This is a genomic window from Rhizobacter sp. P3_B12, from assembly GCF_056402895.1.
The window spans coordinates 1-2,116 of sequence record NZ_JBFUGN010001032.1 but is presented as its reverse complement, the minus strand read 5'-3'; the positions used below and the strand labels follow the sequence as shown (position 1 = coordinate 2,116).

Annotated in this window: 4 protein-coding genes; all 4 read right to left on the bottom strand. The window is 70.8% G+C overall.

The genetic code is table 11. From position 1 onward, the window contains the following. The coding region (gene adk / locus AC1D01_RS31670; protein ID WP_477873479.1) for an adenylate kinase at positions 1-543 on the bottom strand (543 nt) is incomplete at its 3' end. A 172-nt stretch (positions 544-715) separates the two neighbouring features. Continuing rightward, a complete protein-coding gene (gene kdsB, locus AC1D01_RS31665) occupies positions 716-1,486 on the bottom strand; it encodes a 3-deoxy-manno-octulosonate cytidylyltransferase (protein WP_477873478.1) in 771 nt (256 codons plus the stop codon). Next, positions 1,483-1,689, bottom strand: a complete 207-nt coding sequence (locus tag AC1D01_RS31660; protein WP_477873477.1) for a Trm112 family protein — start codon at positions 1,687-1,689, stop codon at positions 1,483-1,485. Before AC1D01_RS31660 ends, kdsB begins: the two co-directional genes overlap by 4 nt. Before the next feature lie 14 nt (positions 1,690-1,703). Then, a partial coding sequence (locus AC1D01_RS31655) for a tetraacyldisaccharide 4'-kinase (protein WP_477873476.1) occupies positions 1,704-2,116 on the bottom strand: 413 nt, incomplete at its 5' end.

The window sequence follows — 2,116 nt, the reverse complement described above, 5'->3', positions numbered from 1 at the left end:
GTACTCGACCAGCGGGCGCGTCTGCTTCTGGTAGACGTCGAGGCGCTTCTTGACGGTCTCTTCCTTGTCGTCGTCGCGCTGGATCAGCTCGTCGCCGGTCACGTCGTCGCGGCCCGCGGTCTTCGGCGGGTTGAACTTCAGGTGGTAGCTGCGGCCCGAGGCCGGGTGCACGCGGCGGCCGCTGATGCGCTCGATGATCGACGCATCGGGCACGTCGATCTCGAGCACGAAGTCGAGCTTGACGCCGGCGGCCTTCATCGCGTCGGCCTGCGGGATGGTGCGCGGGAAGCCGTCGAACAGGAAGCCCTTCGCGCAATCGGGCTGGGCGATGCGCTCCTTCACGAGGCCGATGATGATGTCGTCGCTGACCAGGCCACCGGCGTCCATCACCTTCTTGGCCGCCACGCCGAGCGGGCTGCCGGCCTTGACGGCCGCGCGCAGCATGTCGCCGGTGGAGATCTGCGGGATGCCGAACTTCTGGCAAATGAACGCCGCTTGCGTGCCCTTACCGGCGCCTGGCGCGCCCAGCAGAATCAGTCTCATCAGTCATCCTCAATTTATGGAATTCGTGGCCGCGGTGCCAGCCGGCGCAGGCACGGACTTTTGCCATCGAGAATAGCATGCGACCTCCTGCGCGAAACTGACGCGGGGCAGGTCGCCGGRCCCTCGGCACCTCCGGGTTTACACCCGCTTCGCGCGGGCGCGGCCCACCCGGTCAGTGCCCGATCAACGCACGCGCACGCGCCAGGTCTTCGGGCGTGTCGACCCCCGGCCCGGGGCGCACCGCGCTCACGTGCACCGCGATGCGGTGCCCATGCCACAGCACGCGCAACTGCTCCAGCGATTCGGTCTGCTCGAGCGGGCAGGGCGGCAGCTTCGGGAAATCCCTCAGGAAGCCGGCGCGGTAGCCGTACAGGCCGATGTGGCGCAGCGGGGTGGCCAACGAACTGGCGGGCGACGACAGCGTCTCGATGCCCGCGGCATAGCCGTCGCGCCACCACGGGATCGGCGCGCGCGAGAAGTAGAGCGCGCGGCCTGCACCGTCGAGCACGACCTTCACGACATTCGGGTTGCGCAGCTCGTCGACGCTGTCGATCGCATGCGCCGCGGTGCTCATCGGGCAGTCGGGCTGCGACTGCAGCAGCGCCGCGCAGGCGTCGACCAGCGCCGGCTCGATCAGCGGCTCGTCGCCCTGCACGTTGACGACGATCTCGTCGGGCTGCAGGCCGAGCAGCGCGCAGGCCTCGGCGAGGCGATCGCTGCCGGTCGGGTGGTCGGTGCGCGTCAGCACGCAGGCCACGTCGTGGGCGCGGCAGGCGGCGACGATCTCCACATCGTCGGCCGCCACCACCACCTGCTGCGCGCCCGACAGCGCGGCGCGGCGGGCGACGCGCACGATCATCGGCAGCCCGCCGATGTCGGCCAGCGGCTTGCGCGGCAGCCGCGTCGACTGCAGCCGCGCCGGCACGAGGACGGTGAAGCTCACGCAGTGCTCCCGGCCTCGGCGGGCGCCGTGTCCAATGAGCGGGCCTCGGCTTCGAGCATGACCGGCATGCCGTCGCGCACCGGGAAGGCCAGGCGGTCGGCGTTGCACACCAGTTCGTGCGCGGCATCCTGCGGCGGGCGCTTGTGCTCCAGCGGCCCCTTGCACAGGGGGCACACCAGCAGTTGAAGCAGTCGGGTGTCCATCGGGCGTCCTCGGGTCAGAAATGGGYGGTCGGCGCGCGCTGTGGCAGCAGCGCCAACAGGTCGGCAGCGAAGGCCGGCGGAAGCTGGAAGTCTAGCGTCGCGACCCACACGCGCGTGCTGCCGAGGCGCGCGGGATCGAGCTTGACGGCATCTTTCTCGGTGACGACCACGTCGGCCGTGTCGGACGGCCAGGGCAGCTGCGCGAAATCGTGGTGATCGGGCAGCGGCAGCTCGGTGATGTCGAGGCCGGCATCGCGCAGCATCGAGAAGAAGCGCTGCGGATGCGCGAGCCCGGCGGCGGCGAGCAGGCGGCGCCCCTGCAGCTCGGCCGCATCGGCAACGGAAGCCGTGCCGTCCCGCCAGGCCTGCAACGGCGTGAAGCGGCGCAGGCCACGCTGCACGACATGCCCTGGCAGCGCCGTCGACG